At 60.0% G+C, this 18284-nt stretch carries 20 protein-coding genes and 1 pseudogene; 15 read left to right on the top strand and 6 right to left on the bottom strand.

Features of this window, described 5'->3' with window-relative positions; translation table 11 throughout:
• Nucleotides 1-14 precede the first annotated feature (14 nt).
• The 8 genes from H8S56_RS04160 (at nucleotide 15) to greB (ending at nucleotide 8075) form a co-directional block, all read left to right on the top strand.
• Nucleotides 15-1460, top strand: coding sequence for an MltF family protein (locus tag H8S56_RS04160; RefSeq protein ID WP_024687866.1), 1446 nt, complete (start codon nucleotides 15-17; stop codon nucleotides 1458-1460).
• Between the two features lie 103 nt (nucleotides 1461-1563).
• The gene (locus tag H8S56_RS04155) at nucleotides 1564-1998 is read left to right on the top strand and encodes a DoxX family protein (protein ID WP_187517938.1); all 435 of its coding nucleotides are present in this window, start codon (nucleotides 1564-1566) and stop codon (nucleotides 1996-1998) included.
• A gap of 242 nt (nucleotides 1999-2240) precedes the next feature.
• Entirely contained in the window at nucleotides 2241-2549 is a 309-nt protein-coding gene (locus H8S56_RS04150) for a hypothetical protein (RefSeq protein WP_024687868.1), read from the top strand.
• Nucleotides 2550-2812: 263 nt separating this feature from the next.
• Complete coding sequence (locus H8S56_RS04145) at nucleotides 2813-5104, top strand: sigma 54-interacting transcriptional regulator (protein WP_187517937.1); 2292 nt, start codon at nucleotides 2813-2815, stop codon at nucleotides 5102-5104.
• A gap of 21 nt (nucleotides 5105-5125) precedes the next feature.
• Nucleotides 5126-6355 (top strand): DUF917 domain-containing protein, encoded by a 1230-nt coding sequence (locus H8S56_RS04140; RefSeq protein WP_187517936.1) that lies wholly within the window; start codon nucleotides 5126-5128, stop codon nucleotides 6353-6355.
• The gene (locus H8S56_RS04135; protein ID WP_187517935.1) at nucleotides 6352-7068 is read left to right on the top strand and encodes an aspartate/glutamate racemase family protein; all 717 of its coding nucleotides are present in this window, start codon (nucleotides 6352-6354) and stop codon (nucleotides 7066-7068) included. The genes H8S56_RS04140 and H8S56_RS04135 overlap by 4 nt, the downstream gene beginning before the upstream one ends.
• Before the next feature lie 155 nt (nucleotides 7069-7223).
• Nucleotides 7224-7553: a hypothetical protein gene (locus tag H8S56_RS04130; RefSeq protein ID WP_024687872.1), complete on the top strand. Its 330-nt coding sequence runs from the start codon at nucleotides 7224-7226 to the stop codon at nucleotides 7551-7553.
• Between the two features lie 48 nt (nucleotides 7554-7601).
• Nucleotides 7602-8075: a transcription elongation factor GreB gene (greB, locus tag H8S56_RS04125; protein WP_024687873.1), complete on the top strand. Its 474-nt coding sequence runs from the start codon at nucleotides 7602-7604 to the stop codon at nucleotides 8073-8075.
• 132 nt (nucleotides 8076-8207) lie between these two features.
• Here greB and H8S56_RS04120 read toward each other — a convergent pair whose 3' ends face one another.
• A complete protein-coding gene (locus tag H8S56_RS04120; protein ID WP_187517934.1) occupies nucleotides 8208-10724 on the bottom strand; it encodes an ABC transporter permease in 2517 nt (838 codons plus the stop codon).
• On the bottom strand, nucleotides 10724-11407 hold the full coding sequence (locus H8S56_RS04115) for an ABC transporter ATP-binding protein (RefSeq protein WP_024687875.1): 684 nt from the start codon (nucleotides 11405-11407) through the stop codon (nucleotides 10724-10726). The genes H8S56_RS04120 and H8S56_RS04115 overlap by 1 nt, the downstream gene beginning before the upstream one ends.
• Before the next feature lie 10 nt (nucleotides 11408-11417).
• Here H8S56_RS04115 and H8S56_RS04110 point away from each other — a divergent pair, with 10 nt between their 5' ends.
• Nucleotides 11418-12023, top strand: coding sequence for an arylesterase (locus H8S56_RS04110; RefSeq protein WP_187517933.1), 606 nt, complete (start codon nucleotides 11418-11420; stop codon nucleotides 12021-12023).
• A gap of 217 nt (nucleotides 12024-12240) precedes the next feature.
• Here H8S56_RS04110 and H8S56_RS04105 read toward each other — a convergent pair whose 3' ends face one another.
• A complete protein-coding gene (locus tag H8S56_RS04105; protein WP_024695845.1) occupies nucleotides 12241-12459 on the bottom strand; it encodes a hypothetical protein in 219 nt (72 codons plus the stop codon).
• Nucleotides 12460-12688: 229 nt separating this feature from the next.
• Between H8S56_RS04105 and H8S56_RS04100 the strand changes: the two are divergent.
• The 3 genes and pseudogenes from H8S56_RS04100 to H8S56_RS04090 form a co-directional block, all read left to right on the top strand.
• Nucleotides 12689-12823, top strand: a pseudogene (locus H8S56_RS04100) (arylesterase); the annotation flags it as partial.
• 57 nt (nucleotides 12824-12880) lie between these two features.
• Nucleotides 12881-13162, top strand: a complete 282-nt coding sequence (locus H8S56_RS04095) for a hypothetical protein (RefSeq protein WP_024687877.1) — start codon at nucleotides 12881-12883, stop codon at nucleotides 13160-13162.
• Between the two features lie 103 nt (nucleotides 13163-13265).
• Nucleotides 13266-14234, top strand: a complete 969-nt coding sequence (locus tag H8S56_RS04090; RefSeq protein WP_024687878.1) for a L,D-transpeptidase family protein — start codon at nucleotides 13266-13268, stop codon at nucleotides 14232-14234.
• Nucleotides 14235-14379: 145 nt separating this feature from the next.
• Here H8S56_RS04090 and oprI read toward each other — a convergent pair whose 3' ends face one another.
• Nucleotides 14380-14631, bottom strand: coding sequence for an outer membrane lipoprotei OprI (oprI, locus tag H8S56_RS04085; protein ID WP_002553018.1), 252 nt, complete (start codon nucleotides 14629-14631; stop codon nucleotides 14380-14382).
• 29 nt (nucleotides 14632-14660) lie between these two features.
• Nucleotides 14661-15083, bottom strand: coding sequence for a hypothetical protein (locus H8S56_RS04080; protein ID WP_187517932.1), 423 nt, complete (start codon nucleotides 15081-15083; stop codon nucleotides 14661-14663).
• Between the two features lie 156 nt (nucleotides 15084-15239).
• Between H8S56_RS04080 and H8S56_RS04075 the strand changes: the two genes are divergently transcribed.
• Complete coding sequence (locus tag H8S56_RS04075) at nucleotides 15240-15521, top strand: GNAT family N-acetyltransferase (RefSeq protein ID WP_024687879.1); 282 nt, start codon at nucleotides 15240-15242, stop codon at nucleotides 15519-15521.
• Between the two features lie 84 nt (nucleotides 15522-15605).
• Here the strand turns inward: H8S56_RS04075 and H8S56_RS04070 are convergent, their stop codons facing one another.
• Nucleotides 15606-16682: a 3-deoxy-7-phosphoheptulonate synthase gene (locus H8S56_RS04070; RefSeq protein ID WP_024687880.1), complete on the bottom strand. Its 1077-nt coding sequence runs from the start codon at nucleotides 16680-16682 to the stop codon at nucleotides 15606-15608.
• Between the two features lie 234 nt (nucleotides 16683-16916).
• Between H8S56_RS04070 and H8S56_RS04065 the strand changes: the two genes are divergently transcribed.
• Both H8S56_RS04065 and H8S56_RS04060 read left to right on the top strand, forming a co-directional pair.
• On the top strand, nucleotides 16917-17252 hold the full coding sequence (locus H8S56_RS04065; RefSeq protein WP_187517931.1) for a YbbN family protein: 336 nt from the start codon (nucleotides 16917-16919) through the stop codon (nucleotides 17250-17252).
• A 27-nt stretch (nucleotides 17253-17279) separates the two neighbouring features.
• Entirely contained in the window at nucleotides 17280-18245 is a 966-nt protein-coding gene (locus H8S56_RS04060) for a putative 2-dehydropantoate 2-reductase (RefSeq protein WP_187517930.1), read from the top strand.
• Nucleotides 18246-18284: the final 39 nt, after the last annotated feature.

The following is an 18284-nucleotide window of genomic DNA, read 5'->3' as shown; positions in this document are numbered from 1 at the left end:
CCCTTGGGGAATGAATGATCCGATCCGCGCTCGTGTCCATTATCTGTCTGTTACCGCTGTCATTGACATTATCGGTTGAAGTCCTCGCACGCCCTGTCGTGCCTGCCGGGCCTGTCGTCGCGGTGCAGCACGCGACACAGGTGCGTGACCTGCCGGCGATTCGCAGCAGCAAGGTACTGCGCGTGCTGGTCAATCAGAGCCGCAACAGCTCGGGCGACGTCAAAGGGCAGGAGATCGGTGTCGAATACCACCGCCTGCAAGCCTTCGAACGTTACCTCAATAGCCATGCGCGCAATGGCCAGAAGGTCACGTTCAAGGTTATTCCCAAAGCCAAAAATCAATTGCTCGGTGCCCTGCAGCGTGGCGAAGGTGACCTGATCGCGCCCGGCGAGCTGCTGGATGTCAGTGACGACAGGGGCATCCAGGCCAGTAACCCGATCATTCACGATGTGCCCCTGGTGCTGGTCGGCCTGCGTGGCGACCGTCCGCTGCGCCGTGTAGAGCAATTGTCCGGTCGTACGCTGAGCCTGCCCACCGGCAGCGCCGCTGACGAAGCGTTGCATCAGGTCAATCGGCAACTGGAACTGCGCAAGTTGCCGCCGGTGAAGATTGAGTGGGTCGATCCCAGCCTTGCTGTTGAGGACGTGCTTGAAATGGTGCAGGCGGGGATCTACCCGTTGACGCTGGTCGAGCAGCCGATTGCCGAACGCTGGGTCGCGGTGATGCCGAAGCTGCGCCTGGACCGTGGGCTGTCGTTGAAAACCCATGGAGATGTCAGTTGGTTCGTGCGCGACAAGGCAACCCTGCTGCGCGCCAGCATTGATGACTTCCTCAAGGACTATAAGCCTTCCAGCACCCAGGATATTGCCTTCGAAAAAGCCTACAAGAACATGTACCGGGTCAATAATCCGCTGGTGCGCAGCAATATCCAGCGGCTGGAGCAGTTACGTCCGATGTTGCAACGCCATGCCGATGCGCAGGGCATGGACTGGCTGGACCTGGCAGCGCTGGCGTTCAAGGAATCCAAGCTCGATCCGTCAGCCAAGGGCAGTGGCGGGGCGACAGGGCTGTTGCAGATCACACCATCTGCGGCCAGGAGTGTCGGGGTTTCCAATATTCAGAATGCTGATGACAATGTGCGTGCGGGATCGCGTTACATGGCGTCGATCAAACGCAAGTATTTTTCCAGCCCCAGGGTCAATGAGCGCGAGCGCATGGCATTCACCATGGCTGCCTACAATATGGGGCCTGAGCGGGTGCAGGGCATGCGCGACGAAGCCAGAAGGCGCGGCCTGAACCCCAACCAGTGGTTTTTTCAGACCGAGCGTATTGCCATGGAGCAGGGCGGGGCCAACGTGGTGACCTTCGTCAACAGCGTCAACAAGTACTACCTGGCCTTCGATCGTCAACGCGATGCGCTGGAAAAAGACGCGGCTGGAAAGCCGACGATCAGGCGTTGATCGATTAATTAGATGGGTATGCTCCATTTATTGCGGTTTTAACATTGATCCATTCGATTATGATGGCGCCACTCCCACTTAATCAGCGATGGAACCTACCCGCATGAACAGCCTGATCAAATCCGTACTCACCACCCGCGCCGGTTACGGCCTGACCGTTCTGCGCGTCATCGTCGGGATCGCCTTCATCGCTCACGGCAGCCAGAAACTGTTCGGTGCCTTTGGCGGTTACGGTCTTGAAGGCACCGCGCAGTACATGGAAAGCATTGGCCTGACACCAGGCTACCTGATGGCGTTGCTGTCCGGTGGTGCCGAGTTCTTTGGCGGTCTGGGTCTGTTGCTGGGCCTGCTGGCCCGTCCGGCGGCTGCGCTGGTGACGGTATTGTTGCTGGTGGCGATCTTTACGGTGCACATCGGCAACGGCTTCTTCATGGCCAACAATGGCTATGAATATGCGCTCGCGCTGCTGGGCGGCGCTCTGGCGGTATTGATCGAAGGCGCAGGCAGGCTGTCGCTGGACCGGTTGATCGCTCGATAATCGATGCGTCGTGTTGCCTGAAGGCCCACAGAGTGTGGGCCTTTCTCGTTGGACGAGATTGTAGGGCAAGGTAATTGACAACGAAGGGCGTGCTTCTCTAGGATGCGTGCTCAAGCGCCGATTTAACAACTACTTGCGGGGCGCCTGACAAGGCTCATGTCTTGTCGAAATACCGCTAAAACGTTGGTTCGGTGTTGCCTCTCACCGCTGCCCAGCGGAGCTTCTGAGGCAGAGAAAAAACCATGAACAACCTGCGCCCCCTTCTTCGTTTGTCGCCCATCAGCACCGTGCTGACCCGCAAAAGCCCGAAAATCCTGCTCGCCGGTGCCCACCAGCCTACGCTGCTGCGCTATCTGGACGGTTGGCCACGTCGTCGTGGCGGCTCATGTGCCTTTCTGATTCAGTTTGTCGATGCACGTCAGCCACTCAGTCATTTTGCCAACGATCATTTCGACCTTGCTGTCATTCAGTCGCCGGATCCGGCCGACATCGAGCAGGCAATTGGCGATCTGGTACGCATTGCCCGTCAGGGTTTGATCACGTTGGGTTAACCCGCCACCACAGTATTTACTGGGTCATTGTGTATCAGTGCTTGCATTTTGATATCACTGGGGATGATGATCATGCGCGCCGAGTCGGCCCTGAATTGACTGGGGTTTCCCCATCCCTTTCACATCGGTCATTTGAGTGCTTGTCAGGATCAGCGGGTGCCTGATTTATTCAGGCGGTCCTGCTGCTGAAAACGTCTTTATCGCTTACGCATTGCTCGATTCAACACCTCGGACGCTATCGGTTTTTCCTGGGAGTAGGCGCTGTGAGTAGTCATGAGCTGGTCGTTGGGCCCTCGCAGCCTGATACGCGCATTGTCGCGGCGTCGCCATCGTTTCTCAGCGTCATTCACCAGGTGGGTCGGATCGCAGCCGCCCGACATCCAGTGCTGATCTGCGGGCCATCGCAAGCGGGCCATAAGATTATCGCCCAACGTCTTCATCGTCTGGGGCCTGGCGTCGGCAAGCCGTTTATCGATCTCGACTGTGCCGCCTTGTCTGCCAACCTCGTAGAAACTGAGTTGTCCGCTCATCATCCGGTTGGCTTCACCCCAGGCACGAGCAGCGACCTTGGCCCATTCGAGTCAGTTGGCAGCGGGACATTATTTCTCGACGAAATCGATGAGCTTCCCCTGGCGCTGCAGTCTGCGCTGTTACGCGTCCTGGAAACAGGCAGCTTTCGTCCATTTGGCAGCAGTGAAGAGCAGCGTTTTCAGGGCCGGATTGTCGCGGCTACGCATCGCACTCTTCGAGAGCTGGTCAACCAGGGATTGTTCCGAGAGGATCTTTATTGCCGGCTCGCCGTGTTCGAAATCGAGCTGCCGGGTCTGGATAAAAGGCCTGAAGATGTCGTGGTGCTGGCGCGCTACTTCGCCAGCCTCCAGTCTCGCCCCCTGAGCTTCACGTCGGACGCCAATGCGTTGTTGATGCGCCAGCGTTGGCCTGGGCATGCCCGTCAATTGCGCACGCTGATAGAGCGGCTGGGCGCTGTGGTCGACGATCCGCTCGTCAGTGCGGCCGTTCTCAAGCCTTTTCTGTGTGAAGATCGCTCGCTGAAACGCCTGGTGCCGCCGAGCGACGTCACCGACATGCTCATGCGTTTGCCCGGCAAGAATAAGCTGGCGGCAGCCGAACAGTTGTTGGTGGAACACGCGCTCAAGCTCAGTCGTGGTGACACGTGTGCTGCGGCGCAGATGCTGGGGGTGCATCGTCAGGTCATTGAGCGGCGGCTCAAACTGCGCGAGCAGTACGAGCCGGATCTGCAGTCGGCTTTGAACCTGGCATTCATGGCAACGACCAATTCCCGGTTTCAGTCGGCCATTCGCGTGCTGCGGCCGCTGTTGGATTCAAGTGAAAGCCAGTCTTACACCCCCGCGGTCGGTCGTCAGCTTGTGGAGGGTTGGCGTCTTCTGGGGGTTTGCTATCGAGGATTACAGGGCTGGATGAGTCCCGATGCGCGAGCCAGTGACCGTGCGGCCCTGAGGATCGGCACAGACCTTTGCGAGCCCACCGAGTTGGCGGCGTTGCAGTTCGGTATCTGGAGCAGTCAGTTGATGGCGCTTGACCTGCGCCAGGCACGCAGCACGGCGCAGGAGATGCTGCGCCGAGGCTATGCCGGTGGTACTGCGCAGATGCTGGATGAGGCGCACATTGCTCTGGCCAACACCTTGTACTGGCTGGGTGACACGCAGGAATGCCTGTCGATACTGGCTCAATCGCGACTGACAGACCGCGCCTCGCGGAGGCAAGTGGGCGCGCAGGGGCTGGACTTTGTTGCCCTGGCATTGACGCTGGAAGGCTTGTCGGCGTTTCACAGCGGCTTTTTCTCCCGTGCCAGAACAGCCCTGGAACGCCTGAAAGCCCTTGGCGACGAGCATCATTGCGCGTTCGGCGAGGCCGTTATCCTGCAGGGCGCTGCCTGGCTATCCTGCCTCTTCGAGGACGCCGAGGCCGTCGAAGTCTACGCTCGAAGGCTGGTGCTGGTATCGCGTGACAATGGTTTCACGTTTTACCAGGGCGTGGGCCTGATCTTTCAGGGTTGGCACATGGCGCAGGGTGGGGCGCTCGAAGCCGGACTGGCGATGATTGTCGACGGCTATGAAAATCACGTGCTGCGCCATGGCGGGCATCTTTTTTATTCATTTCAGATCTGGAAACGTGCCGAGCTGCTGTTGCACGCGGGCCGAGCGCTGGAATCTTCCACACTGATCCTGCAGGCCATTGATCGCGCCGATACGTATCAGGAAAAGGTTTATCTCTGTGACCTGATGGTCGTCAGGGCCCGGTCATTTCAGGCGCTCGACCACCCTGAATCCGAAGACATGCTGCGCACGGCGTTGTCCACGGCCTATGCGCTGGGCTCGCTACCCGCTCGAATTTCAGCCGCCACTCACCTGGCGGCGCTACTCGCCGACAGCGCACGCCACGACAAGGCGCTCCATACGCTGGAGCGCGCAATGACGGGTGTTTCGATGCAACAGTCGCCGCCCTCTCTTTCTCACGCCCACTCTGTTCTGGTAGCGCTTCAACCGGCACGGAGCCTCATTCACCACAACTGAAATACACGGATGGAGACTGCTATGACGTTCGAACTGGATGGCCAGGATCTCGCAGCACTTGCGTTAGGGGGCTGTTTTTTCGGCAGCGGTGGTGGCGGTACGCTCTCATCTGCCAAGGGATTGCTGGAGCATTTTCGTGAGGGTTCCTATTACCCGAGCGACAAGGTCCAGGTGGTCTCGGTCGAAGAAGCGTGCCGCAGCGCAGAGGGCGATACGGTGATGGTCGCCTACATGGGATCGCCCCAGGCCATCAATGGCTCCGCCTATCCTCTGGGACCGGTCGGCGCGACAGAGTACGTGAGAGACCGCCTGGCGAAAGAAGGGCGCAAGCTCGCCTACATTGTGCCGCCGGAAAGCGGGGCGCTGGGGTTTGTCGTCGCGTGCCTGGTGGCTGCGCGGCTTGGCCTTAAAGTCATCGATGCCGATGGAGCGGGTCGGGCTGTGCCTTCCCTGCCGATGCTGACCTACGCCGCCGCCGGAATTTCCCCGCGCCCGGCGGTTCTGGTCAGTCAGGAAGGTCTGCAGGTCGAACTGGACGTTACCCCGCGTGAAGGTGAGAACGGCAGCCCCCAGCATCAGGAAGATGTGGCCAGTATCGTCGAGAACATGATGCGCCCGATTGTTGCCGCCGCGCAGTTCAAGGAATTTGGCGGGCTGGCCATGTGGGTCATGGCGCCGGAGCAGCTCGACGCCGCCTTGCCCATACGCGCAACGCTGTCCCGTGCGCTCACCACTGGCCGTGCGATCAGCGCAGGCCAACTGGATACCGCGCAAAAGCTGCAGGCGTTTCTGAAGCAAGAGTTCGGGCTGCTGGCTCACGCGATCTTCACCGGGCAGTTCAAGGCAGTCGAGGTCAGCACGGCAGGTGGTTTTGATCTCGGCAAAATGCACATCGAATCGGCAGAGGCGACCTGCACGGTGGTGTATCAGAATGAATCGATGCTGGCCTGGGACAGCCGTGGGGCTGCACCCCTGGCGACAGCGCCCGACAGTATTGCCTACTTTGTTTCAGGCGCAGGCCAGAGCGTGTTCTCTAACGGCGATGCCGTAGGTGCCGACGGCTCGCTCAATCCTGTATTGAGCAACCAGACAGTGACCGTACTGGCCTGGCAGGCGCAGGCGCCGTTGCGGGTCGCCAACGGCCAGATTCTCGCCAGCTTCATGAGCCTGCTTGCCGACATGGGGTATCTGGGACCGTACGTCAGCGTGGATGCGTCGCAGCCACACCTGTCAAAGGAAGTCACGCAATGAGTACCTTTCGGATCTGCATCCTGGCCCCTGTCAACACTGACGCCTACAACGAGCGCTTGCTTGAATCGGTCAACGGAGTGCTCCCTGCCGACATCACGGTGGAAATACGTAACCTGCCTGCCGGCACGCCCTGCATCGAAAATCGGGGCAACTTGCTGGAAAACGGGCGCTATGTGGTTGAGCAGGCCGCATTGATCGAGAAAGAGGGCTTTGACGGCATCTGGTTGAGTGATTTCGACATGTGCGGCGTGGAAGCGGCCCGGGAAGTCATCGACATCCCGATCATCGGAGGTTTTCCCCCGTCTGCGTTTACGGCGCTGGCCTTGAGTCAGCGCTTCTCGATCGTCACGATTCTGCAAAGCACGCTGGCCATGCAGCGCGGCCACATACTCACGTATGGCTTGAGCGAATCGTTCTCTTCGATCCGGGACATTGACTGCCCTGTTGATCAATTGGCGAACGTCGACATAGTGGTTGCCAAGACGGTCGAGCAGGCGTTGCTGGCTGTGCGAGAGGACGGCGCGCAGTCGATTCTGCTGGGCTGTACCGGTTTCGTTGGCGTGGCCGCTCGGGTCACCGAGGTGTTGCAGGAAACCCTGGGGGCTTATGTGCCGGTCATTGATCCGAACCAGGCCGGGTTCAGCTTTCTGGTATCGCTGGTACGCATGCGGTTGCGCCCGGGCAGGCTGTGCTACAGCAAGGTCAGCCCATAACGCTGCCCTTCCTGCGTCGTACACCGGAATGACGCTGGCGTCGTTCCGGTCATCGCCCTCGTCCAGCGCTTGCCCAAGAAGGCATTATGCTGGCCCCCGACCTTTCGCGTGATAGGCAAAATCGCCGCCTTATCAAAGGATTAGGTGGTGTCTGCATGCGATTGGTTTATTGTGCTCTGGCGTGCCTGACGCTGTCGGGTATTGCGGTATCGGCCCAGGCTCGAAACGCGACTGAAAGTGAGCGCTACCTCTGTCGCTGGGGCTCGACCATTGCCGGTGGCGCGCAAGCGTCCAAGCTGTCCGGCGTTACCCGCTACGGCGCGCGACAGAAGCTTCAGGCGCGCAAGTTCACCAAACAGTGGATGCGCCCGATGGCGCTGGGCATTACCGAGCAGACCTACGACAGCGACTCGCGTCTCAAGCCTGACAGCGTGAAGCAGATTTACTACGACGGTTGCATCCGCCACGAGGTGACGCGTCGGTAGTTCGTCATCTCCCTGTCGCGCTGATTTTTGTGTTTTCGGAGGACCGTCTTGAGTACAAAAATTATCACCCGGCAGGGGCACGATGCCCTCAAGAAAGAGCTCGATTACCTGTGGCGCGAGCATCGCCCGGACATCACCCAGAAGGTGGCGTGGGCGGCTTCGCTTGGGGATCGCAGCGAAAATGCGGATTACCAGTACAACAAGAAACTGCTGCGCGAGATCGACCGGCGCGTGCGCTACCTGCGCAAGCGCCTGGAAGACATGCGCGTGGTGCAGTATTCGCCCGAGCAGGAAGGGCGGGTGTTTTTCGGTGCCTGGGTCGAGATTGAGAACGAAGACGGCGACTTGAAGAAATTCCGCATCGTGGGGTACGACGAGATTTACGGTCGCAACGACTACATCTCCATCGACTCACCCATGGCGCGGGCGCTGCTGAAAAAAGAAGAGGGCGATGAAGTCATCGTCAACACGCCCGAGGGCGAGAAGCTGTGGTTCGTGAACAGCATTGTTTATGAGCAGTGAGTGCATGCAACATCCCGGTTCTCGCAGATGCAGCGAGGATGTCTTCAGGCAACGCACGTCTGTCTGAAAAAATACGATGCGTGGGAAGCGGCTGGCCGCCTCCCACGGTGTTTACTGCGCTCACACGGGTAATCAACCCTCCCGCAGCACCGTCAACGGGCTGGCATTCAGCGCGCGACGCGTGCCAAACACACCGGCACCACCCACCAGCAGCGCGCCGATCACCGGCAGCAACAACAGCCACGGATGCGGGCTCCATTCCAGCGAGAACGCATAGCGGTACAGCACAAAACTCACCAGCTCACAGCCCAGCGCCGCCAACAGCCCGCTCGCAGCGCCCAGCAGCCCGAATTCGATCCGGCGCGACTTGATCAGCAGCGCCCGCTCCGCACCCAGCGCGCGCAACAGTGCGCCCTGACGGATACGTTCGTCCAGCGTCGCCTGCAGGCCCGAAAACAGCACGGCAACACCTGCGGCCAACACGAACAGCAGCACGAACTGCACCGCCAGCGTGACCTGGTCGAGAATGCTGCGCACCTGCTCCAGCAACGCCTCCACGCCCAGAATGCTGATGGCCGGGAACGCTCGCGACAGCTCGACGATCTGCCTGTCCTGGCCCTTGGGCAGGTAGAAACTGGTCAGGTAGGTGGTCGGCAGATCGGCCAGTGTGCCGGGCTGGAAGATCATGAAGAAGTTGGGCTGAAAGGTATCCCAGTTAACGTCTCGCAGGCTGGTGACGACCGCCTCGCGGGTCAGGCCGCCGACGATGAAACTCAGGCGATCCCCCAGCTTGATCTGCAGGCTTTCGGCCAGTCTGGTTTCGATTGAAACACCCGGTGTGGCATCGGCCTGACCGGTTGCAGGCAGGTCTTTCCACCATTGCCCGGCGGTCAGCGTGTTGCCTTCGGGCATGTCGGCCGCCCAGGTCAGGCTCAGGTCGCGTCGTGTGGCGTTCTCGCCGCGAGAGTCCTTGGTGACGAAATTGCCGACCGGCTCGCCGTTGATACTGGTCAGTCGCCCCGGCACCACCGGATACAGCGGGGCCGAATGAGTGGACAGCTTGCTCATGGCCTGAGCGAAGTTCTCTTTCTCCGAAGGCAGCACGTTGAGCACGAAATAGTTAGGCGCATCCTTGGGCAGCTGGTTCTGCCAGGTGTCGAGCAGTTCACCGCGCAGCAAGGCGATCAAGCCCATCGACAGCAGAATCAGGCCGAACGCCAGCGATTGCCCTGCGGCGGCCAGCGGGTAGCGCAGGAGCTGGCCAAGGCCCAGGCGCCACGGCAGTGGTGCGCCGGACAACAGGCGGCGCAGGCTCTTGAGCGCCAGCAGCAACAGACTGCCCAGCACCAGCGCAGCAACAATCCCGCCGCCCAGCAAGGCGAAGGTCAGCACCAGATCAAGGCTCAGACGCCACATGATCAGGCCCAATGCCAGCAGCGCTGCGCCGTACACCAGCCACGAGCTCGCGGGAATCGGCAGCATGTCCCGGCGCAATACGCGCAGAGGCGGCACGCGACCCAGCGCTGCCAGCGGAGGCAATGCGAAGCCGGCCAGGGCGACCAGGCCCGTGCCCATGCCCGCGAGGGCGGGCAGCAGACCGCCCGGCGGAACCGTAGCCGGCAACAGGTTTTGCAGCAATGCAAACAGGCCCAGTTGCGCGAGCCAGCCCAGGACCGCGCCGCTCAGACTGGCCAGCAGGCCGATGATCGCCAGTTGCAGGCTGAACAGCGCCATCGCTTCGCCTCGCGACAGCCCCAGGCAGCGCAACAGGGCGCTGGCGTCGAAGCGGCGTGCTGCGAAGCGCGAAGCCGATAAGGCGACCGCCACGCCTGCCAGCAGCACGGCGACCAGGCTGGCCATATTCAAATAGCGTTCGGCCTTGCCCAATGCGCCGCCAATCTGTTGGCTGCCGTCGCGCGCGTCCTTGATCTCCTGATGCGGCTCCAGACCCCCCTCGATGGTCTTGCGATAGGTCGCCAGCGTCGCAGCCGGACCGCTCCACATTTCCCGATAACTGACCCGGCTTCCCGGCTGTACCACGCCGGTGGCGGCCAGGTCCTGCAGGTTGATCATCACGCGTGGCGTGAGGCTGTAAAAATTGCCGGCGCGGTCCGGTTCATAGGTCAGCACGCGGGTCAGCTTCAGGGTCTTTGAGCCGACATCGATGTTGTCGCCGATCTTCAGGTTGACGGCAGGGAACAGTCGCGCTTCGGCCCAGGCTTCGCCTGGTTTAGGTCCGCTGCCTGGCGTTTCGGTCTGGTACAGGTCAGGGGCGCTTTTCAGTTCGCCGCGCAACGGATAGGCGTCATCCACCGCCTTGATGCTCGACAGCTGGATGCCATCGTCCGTTGCGATGACACTGGAGAAAATCACGATCTGCGCATGCTTGAGTTGCAGGCGCTCACCCTCCTGAACCTGCTCCGGGCGAGCAGGGCTTGAGCCCTCAAGGATCAGGTCGGCGCCCAGGAACTCGGTCGCGCGCATCAGCATCGCCCCGTTCAGGCGCGCACCGAAATAGCCGATGGCGGTACTGGCAGCCACTGCGACCAGCAAGGCAAAGAACAGCACACGCAATTCGCCAGCGCGGGCATCGCGCAGCAGTTGGCGGGCAGCAAGGCTCAGCAGACGAGCAAAAGGCAGGCGTGCCATCAAGGCTCCAGCGGGGCGACCAGGCGACCCCCTTCAAGACGGATCAGGCGTCGGCAGCGATGGGCCAGGCGCTCGTCGTGGGTGACCAGCACCAGGGTTGTATTGCGCTCCTGATTCAGTTCGAACAGCAGGTCGCTGATGCGTTGGCCGGTGTGGCTGTCCAGGTTGCCGGTGGGTTCGTCGGCAAAAAGCACGTCCGGGTGGGCGGCGAACGCACGCGCAATGGCGACACGCTGCTGCTCGCCACCCGAAAGCTGGCGTGGGGTGTGGGTCAGGCGCTGGCCGAGGCCGACACGCTCCAGCAGGTTGCGGGCCTGGTCGCGTGCATCGCGACGACCTTCCAGTTCCATGGGCAGCATGACGTTCTCCAGCGCGTTGAGGCTGTCGAGCAACTGGAACGACTGGAAGACAAAGCCGACATGCTCGGCGCGCACCCTGGCGCGCTGGTCTTCATCCAGCTCGCTCAGGTTGCGACCCGAGAGGGTGACCGAACCCGAGCTGGGCAGGTCAAGCCCGGCCAGCAGACCCAGCAGGGTGGATTTCCCCGAACCCGAGGAGCCTACGATGGCCAGTGTGTCGCCCTTGTTTAGTTCCAGGGAGAGTTCGTGCAGGATAGTCAGGTCACCTTCGGTGCTGGGGACTACTTTGCTGAGGCTTTGGGCACTGAGAATACTTTCACTCATGGAGAATCCGATGCGTGCGTGGTTTTTAAGTGCTGGCCTGGGGTTGCTGCTGCTGTCACAGGGGGCAGTGGCGGGCACGGTTTTGATTGTTGGGGATAGTATCAGCGCGGCTTTCGGGCTGGATACCCGCGTGGGATGGGTCAGCCTGCTTGAGCAGCGCCTCAAGGCGCAGGGTTTCGACGATAAGGTGATCAATGCTTCCATCAGCGGTGACACCAGTGCAGGAGGTCAGGCGCGGCTGCCTGCGCTGCTTGCAGAGCATAAACCGGAGCTGGTTATTCTCGAATTGGGGGGCAACGACGGCTTGCGCGGACAGCAGCCTGCGCAATTGCAACAAAACCTTACGAGCATGGTTCGGCTGTCTCAGGAAGCTGGCGCGAAGGTGCTGCTTTTGGGGATGAGAATTCCGCCTAACTACGGTGTTCGTTACACGACAGCATTCGCTGAGGTGTACCCAAAAGTTGCCCAAGAGACCAATGTCCCACTGGTGCCCTTCATGCTGGAAGGTGTAGGCGGCGTGGCTTCCATGGTTCAAGGCGATGGTATTCACCCGAACGCTGAAGCTCAGCCGACCTTGCTTGAGAATGTGTGGCCGATGCTCAAACCGTTGCTCTAACTGCGATCCCTGAAGAGGTCAGGAAGGGCGATCCTAAGGGCACCTCAAAGGGCCTGTAAAGCGGTTTGTTACAGCGTTGGCCCATCGTTGTGACAGGCTGCAAGGCCCTCATCCAGAGGCGCACACAGGCACGCGCAAAGGACCCTCACAGTCCAGCACTCATACAGGTTCAAACAGAGTGTAAAGGGACGCGCGCTAGCCATACAGCCGCTTAGAGTCATTTATCAGAGAGTCTCTCAAGCTCACCTTGGAAGCATTGCGTGAAGTGGTGTTCATCCAGAGCCGAACCGAAGACGTCAAGAGCCACAGCACGCTCATAGAGCAGTTCACCGATCCCCTTTAAGACGTCTTCGGGATCATCATACCTTGCAAGCCCTTGCCTGTAGGCGTCTTGAGCCATGGCCTTGGCGATTGCCTCGTTTTCACTGCGCGTCATCTAAAGACCTCTTTGAGAGTCAGAGAGAAACTCTAGAGGGTATCAATCAGCCATCCCACATCGTTACCGACAGAACTGGCAGGAATCTTCTTACTTTTTTGTCACCGGCGACTAGCAGGAGCTTGATGACCTCTGCGAGGGCCTTTACGGGAACATCAGAACCGTAGTTGTCGTAAACGATGGTCTTAGTCGAGTGCCCAAGGATCGCTTGGCCGAGGAGAAAAAGGTCCCGTTTGTGCCATTCTTCCTGGAAGGGATTGGCGGGGTGCCCGAGTTGATGCAGGCCGATGGTCTTCATCCTGCGGCGGCGGCTCAGGGGAAATTGCTGGAAAATGTCTGGCCGACCCTGAAACCGCTGCTTTGAGGCTTTTCCAGGCGAGAGCTTTCGGCTAATGTGGCGCCCCCCTATCTGGAGCCCCCCATGCCGCGTCCCGCCTGGTCCCTATATGCCTATCAAATGCTTGAGCCCGACGAGCAGCTCGATCTGTTCGCGTGCCAGGAAGTGCGGGTGCATCTGATTGCTCGTCAACTGGAGCTGGGTGGCTCGATTGATCGCACGTTGTGCGGCACCTTGCTGCCTGCACAGCCGCATCTGCGCGCTGTTGAACTGGATGCGCTGCGCGATGAACGGCTTTGCCCGCTGTGCAAGGCAATTCTCGATGCCCAGCGGCGAGGCATGAACCCGATCTGGCCTGAACTGTAACTGTCAGCGCTGCATGCAACGGTGTAGATCTCCCCGATTCACCGGGCGCAGGTGTACACTTCAAATCTTTCCCATATCGCTGTTACCCGAAGGATCTTTCCGGATGTTGTCGCGCATTCCAGCCGTTACCCGCTGTCTGTCACTTGCTGCTCTCTGCGCGGCGAGCTCTGTTCATGCACTGGAGTTTCCATTGCCGCCACCCGGCGAGGACATCGTCGGCCAGGTTCAGGTGATCAAGGCCAAATACGAAGATACCTTTGCTGACCTCGGCACCCGATACGATCTGGGTTATCTGGAAATGATTGCGGCCAACCCCGGCGTAGATCCCTGGTTGCCGGGCGCCGGCAAGGACATCGTGCTGCCAACCCGCTTCATCCTGCCACCGGGTCCGCGTGAAGGGATCGTCATCAACCTGGCCGAATACCGCATGTACTACTACCCGAAAGGGCAGAACGTGGTGCATACCTATCCCTTGGGTGTCGGGCGTGAAGGCTGGGGCTCGCCCATCGGCGTGACCAAGGTAACGGCCAAGACGCCGAATCCGACCTGGACGCCGCCTGCGTCGATCAAGGCTGAACACGCAGCCGATGGCGATCCACTGCCCAACGTCGTCCCTGCCGGCCCTGACAATCCTCTGGGGCCTTTCAAGTTCGGCCTGGGGATGTCCGGCTACCTGATCCACGGTTCGAACAAGAAGTTCGGCATTGGCATGCGCACTAGCCACGGCTGCTTCCGCATGTACAACAACAACGTGCTGGAGCTGGCGGAAATGGCCCCGGTCGGCACCACCGTGCGCATTATCAGCGAGCCCTACAAGTTCGGTCTGAGCGGCGGCAAGGTGTATCTGGAAGCGCACACGCCAGTGGACGATCTGGGCAACCCGTCTGTGGTGGACAAGCACACTGCAGTCATCAACGCGCTGCTCAAGCGCGAGGATCTGTCCAGCAACCTGCGCATGAACTGGGACCTGGTGCGTGACGTGGTTGCGGCCGAAGACGGCATGCCGGTGGAAATCGCGGTGCCGGGGGCGGCTTCTGCTGCGGCGGCTGAGGCGCCGGTTATTTTTCAGTGATCAGCGATGACAGCGCTGGCGGTGTCGAGATGCATTCCCGTCTATCGGGAATCATCTCTCGCAGCGTCGGGATGATCCTGGTCATCAGCCAATAAAAAAGCCGACCCGTTTCCGGGTCGGCTTTTCAACAATCCCGAGGGGACTATTACTTGCGGCTAGCCTTGTCCAACATGCGCAGAGCGCGCTCGTTGGCTTCGTCAGCAGTTTGCTGAGCTTTTTGAGCTGCAGCCAGTGCTTCGTCAGCCTTGCGGTAGGCTTCGTCGGCACGTGCTTGCGAACGAGCAGCTGCGTCTTCGGTAGCTGTCAGACGAGCTTCGGTTTCTTTGGATACGCTGCTGCAACCGGTGGCCAGAACTGCTGCCAGAGCCAGAGCAGAGAATTTCAGAACGTTGTTCATCGTGTTCCCCTTCAAGGACTTATTTCAATTTAGTCATCTCTCGAAAGTGAGAAAATGACCGGCGTACATAGTACCCATTGTTTGTAGTAAGTAAACTGACGAAGCGCAAGAAGCGCATAAATTTCTTGGCTTTGAAAGTGTTCCGCGTTACTTCTCATGCAGTCTGTGTGAAAACTATCCACCTTGCTGTGACTGCCGAGTGCCGCCGTGGTAACTGTCGCAGAGGCTCGATGGCAATCAGGCGCAACGGCAAGTGGGTCGTGCAATGTGGCTTCATATCGGCCATCGTGTGCCCGATGTACCTTGCCATCATTGCGTTTGCCGTAGTGCGCGTTGTATATCGCGAGTGCTGTTGCGTTCACGCTTGCACAGGGCGTGCTGGCCGTTTCAGGTGAGGCGTTGTCAGTACGGTGGTTGTTTCGTGCTTTTTTATAAGCATCACGCTTGAGCATATTCGGCAATGACGCCTACTATTTACAGGTGCTCTTTGTTGAGATCGGCCAGGCTCTGCTCGGTGTCAAAACAGGCACAGGGTGGCGTAGATGTTCCTTCGCCGGAAAAAGATCGGTAAGGTAGGGGTCAAATTCCAAGACCCGCAAGGAGTAGCGATGAGCGAGGCGTTGTCCATCCACCATGATCAGACCGGCCATCAGTTCGAAATCAATATCGACGGCCATCGTGCCTACCTGACCTATATGGACCTGGGTAAGCAGACGCTGGATTTCTATCGGACTTTCGTGCCGGATGCATTGCGCGGCAGGGGGATTGCGGCTGCGCTGACCGAGGAGGCACTCAACTACGCCGACAGCCTGGGCTACACCGTGATCGCGTCCTGCTCCTATGTAGAGCGTTATATGGAGCGTCATCACCGGCAGGCCGCGAAGATCTGATCTGCTCCACCTGCGATCATCCTTGCACGCAAGACCATGAAAAACGCCGAGCAATTGCTCGGCGTTTTCGTGTCTGCCGGAAGTTTACGTGCGCTTACGCGCTGGCAGTACGTCCTTGAGCTTGGCGTGCATGCCGCGCAGGGTTTTTTCGGTGCTTTCCCAGTCGATGCAGGCATCGGTGATGGATACGCCGTACTGCAATTCCGACAGGTCCTTGGGAATTGCCTGACAACCCCAGTTCAAGTGGCTTTCGACCATCAGGCCAATGATCGACTCGTTGCCTTCCAGAATCTGGTTGGCGACGTTTTCCATGACCAGCGGTTGCAGGGCAGGGTCCTTGTTAGAGTTGGCGTGGCTGCAGTCGACCATGATGTTGGGCCGGATACCGGCCTTGTTCAGGGCCTGCTCACAGAGCGCGACGCTCACCGAGTCGTAATTGGGCTTGCCATTGCCGCCACGCAGCACCACGTGGCCATAGGCATTGCCCTTGGTGGTGACGATGGACACGCCGCCTTCTTGGTTGATCCCCAGAAAGCGATGCGGGCTGGAAACCGATTGCAACGCATTGATGGCGACCGTCAGGCCACCGTCTGTGCCGTTCTTGAAACCTACCGCGGAGGACAGACCGGAGGCCATTTCGCGGTGGGTCTGGGATTCGGTGGTGCGCGCGCCAATGGCCGACCAGCTGATCAGATCCTGCAGATACTGCGGGGAAATCGGGTCCAGCGCTTCGGTTGCGGTCGGCAGGCCCATTTCAGCCAGGTCCAGCAGCAACTGGCGACCGATGTGCAGGCCGTCCTGGATCTTGAACGAGTCATCCAGGTACGGATCGTTGATCAGGCCTTTCCAGCCCACCGTGGTGCGCGGCTTTTCGAAGTAGACGCGCATGACCAGATACAGGGTGTCCGACACTTCTGCCGCCAGCGTCTTGAGGCGCTCGGCGTATTCCTTGGCCGCTTTGAGGTCATGGATCGAGCAAGGCCCGATCACAATGAACAGGCGGTGGTCATTGCCGTCGAGAATGTTGCGGATCACTTCACGACCCTGGCTGACGGTATGCAGGGCAGCGTCGGTCAGGGGGATTTCGCGCTTGAGCTGATCCGGCGTGATCAGAGTCTCGTTGGATGCAACGTTGAGGTCGTCAATCGGTAAATCAGCCATCGTGTTACTCATCAGGTCGCGGGTACTGGCCGCCTGCGGTTCCCGGTGCGGCGGTGCCCAGCAGGTTTGAGCGCAGCGGGGAGCGGAACCTTAGCGCGTTATCGCGTTGTTCGACAATGGGTAAAGCACGGGTTTGCGCCGCTTTGCCGCGACTTTAAGACGTCTGTGCATCTGTCATTTGCAACCACTGGCGCTGCAACCGATAGTGTACGGCCAGAGGTGAGGGCTATTTCGTTGAATCAACTGCAACTGAGTGACTTCGACATCGATCATCAATTACTCGAGCTTGCGGGAACGTCGCTGGTGATCTTTACCAGCGCAGGCTGTTCCGCCTGTCGCTGGGCCAGGCAGCAATTGCCCGCCATGGCCTTGGCTGTCGACCGGCTGTGCTGGGTCGATGCTCAGGATAACGGCGGCGCTGTGCAGCGCTATGAGGTCTTTCATCTGCCAGCGCTGTTCGTGGTGCGCGACGGCATGTTTCAAGGCCCGCTTCGTGCGCCACTGACCCTTGAGGGGCTTTCGACAGCGCTGGACGAGGCCATGCATCGTTCCCCCGACGAATTGCCCTGAAACACACAGTCAGCAAGAGAAAACAGTATGAGCAATGAGACGAAACGTCCCCGGATCGGGATCATCGGCACCGGCGCCATCGGTGGTTTTTACGGTTTGATGCTGGCGCGGGCAGGAATGGATGTGCATTTTCTGCTGCGCAGCGAGTTTGAAGCGGTGGTGCGCGACGGCCTGCACGTCGACAGCGCCGTTCATGGCGATCTGCAATTGCGCCCTGTACACGCCTATAACTCGGCAGCCGACATGCCGGCCTGTGACTGGCTGCTGGTGGGAACCAAGAGCACCGGTAATGCGGACCTGGGGCCGATCATCACTCAGGTCGCAGCCGAGGGGGCCAGGGTTGTGCTGTTGCAGAACGGTCTGGCGGTCGAGGATCAACTGCGGGCCGTGATTCCCGACAGTCTGCATGTGTTGGGCGGTCTGTGTTTCATCTGCGTTCATCGCGCGGCACCAGGTGTCGTTACACATCAGGCATTCGGCGCGGTGAGCGTGGGCTATCACAGTGGCCCTTCGACCGACCAGGCCAGCCGCCTGGCCATTGTCGATGCCTGCGCGGCATTGTTCAGTGAGTCCGGGGTCGAGGCGCACGCAATGGCCGACCTGCAGCAGGCGCGCTGGCAGAAGCTGGTGTGGAACGTGCCGTATAACGGCTTATCGGTGCTACTGCGCGCAGGCACTTCCGGGTTGATGAGCGATCCGGCCAGTCGCGAGCTGGTGCGGGCGCTGATGGACGAGGTGGTGGACGGCGCTCAGGCGTGCGGTTACGCCTTGCCGGCGGGCTTTGCCTCCAGGCTGTTCTCCGTGACCGAGACCATGCCTGACTACAAGCCCAGCATGTACCACGATCACGTCGAGAAGCGGCCGCTGGAGCTGGAAGCCATCTATGCCAGGCCACTGGCCGCCGCGCTCGCCGCCGGTTTCGATATGCCACGTGTACGCATGCTGTATCAAGCGCTGACCTTTATTGATCGAGGCAATCGCCAGCCCGATTGAGTCGCGAGCGGACAGAGCGCCGGTTTACAGGCGTCGTAG

The sequence above is a fragment of the Pseudomonas triticifolii genome (assembly GCF_014358015.1).
GTDB lineage: Bacteria > Pseudomonadota > Gammaproteobacteria > Pseudomonadales > Pseudomonadaceae > Aquipseudomonas > Aquipseudomonas triticifolii.
Note: the sequence above shows the minus strand (reverse complement) of the source record. Positions and strands in the feature narration are given on the sequence as shown.